This window comes from Photorhabdus antumapuensis, from assembly GCF_020387775.1.
Classification (GTDB): Bacteria; Pseudomonadota; Gammaproteobacteria; order Enterobacterales; family Enterobacteriaceae; genus Photorhabdus; species Photorhabdus antumapuensis.
Window position 1 is genome coordinate 1 of sequence record NZ_JAHZMK010000063.1, and the last position, 1,053, is coordinate 1,053.

General features: G+C 47.9%; 1 pseudogene. It reads right to left on the minus strand.

The annotated features are described in order from the left end of the window. Positions 1-1,053, minus strand: a pseudogene (locus KZ793_RS20740) (phage late control D family protein); the annotation flags it as partial.

Consider the following 1,053-nt stretch of genomic DNA (forward strand, 5'->3'; position numbering starts at 1 on the left):
CGGTATTTTGACCGGAATACGGTCCAATGATTGGCGGTCTTGCTGGTATTTTTCCACGACGCCGATGTGTAGCTCTTTTACTTGCGGTACAGCATGTTCCGTTTCCGGCAATAAGCCGAGTGTTAACCGGGTACGCCAGCCTTGTCGCTGAGAGAGGGTTTGACTGACGCCGGTGATAATGGCTTGACCATCCATCCCCTGACCAAAGCCGCTTAACGCCAGCACATCCCCCGGTTGATAACGATCATCGCCTTCGACTTCAACATTGCCGGAGATATTATGACTTCGCCGGTTGTCCATAATGCCTTGAGCAAGATGTCTGGCTTGTTCATTATCCAGTGGGTAGCTGAAAGTCCACTGCCAGTCTTGATTGGTCAGAGCTGACAGGTCATCCGTGGCAAGTTGACCACCGCCAAGGCCGCTGTTTTTTGCTTGAATTGCCTGAGACAGTTTTTGTTGGGTAATGTCCCAAGAGTGTACGCTCACCGTTTTAGGGCTATGTTGGTTATCCCATTGTAGATTCGCTTCAAACAGCACAATGTCCTGATCGTTGGCCCGTTGACGAACAGTATGCACGGTTGATTGATTAAGCGCTTTCGGCGTAATCAGCGTAACCGTCTCGTTACCGGGCAGCAGCCAGGTATTCGTGGCCAGCAGTCGATTTTTTAAAAAGGCCCAGTCATTGCAACGGAATTGCACCATTTGCTCATGCACTGTTTTAAGTTGAGGTGCTTGTTTTATCGTTGCGGTTATACCTATTTGACTGCATAACTTTCTGATAATCGCCTCATCACTCTGTTGACTGAATAGTTGCGAATGGAGGCCATGAGTGTTTTTGTAGCGGATGTTTGGCTGTCAGGGTAATTAGGCTGTCTTGACCTTTGAACTTAAGTGTTTGCCGAATAATGATCCCTTTAAATAATACCGTTTTTTCGATCTGGACGATAAGTTCATGATTTGGACGGCAGTTTGCCAGTTCAGCTTGTGCCTTGGCGCTAAAAATTTGGCTGGCATCACCGGCTATATTCAACGTGATGTTGGCCGAAGGGATAC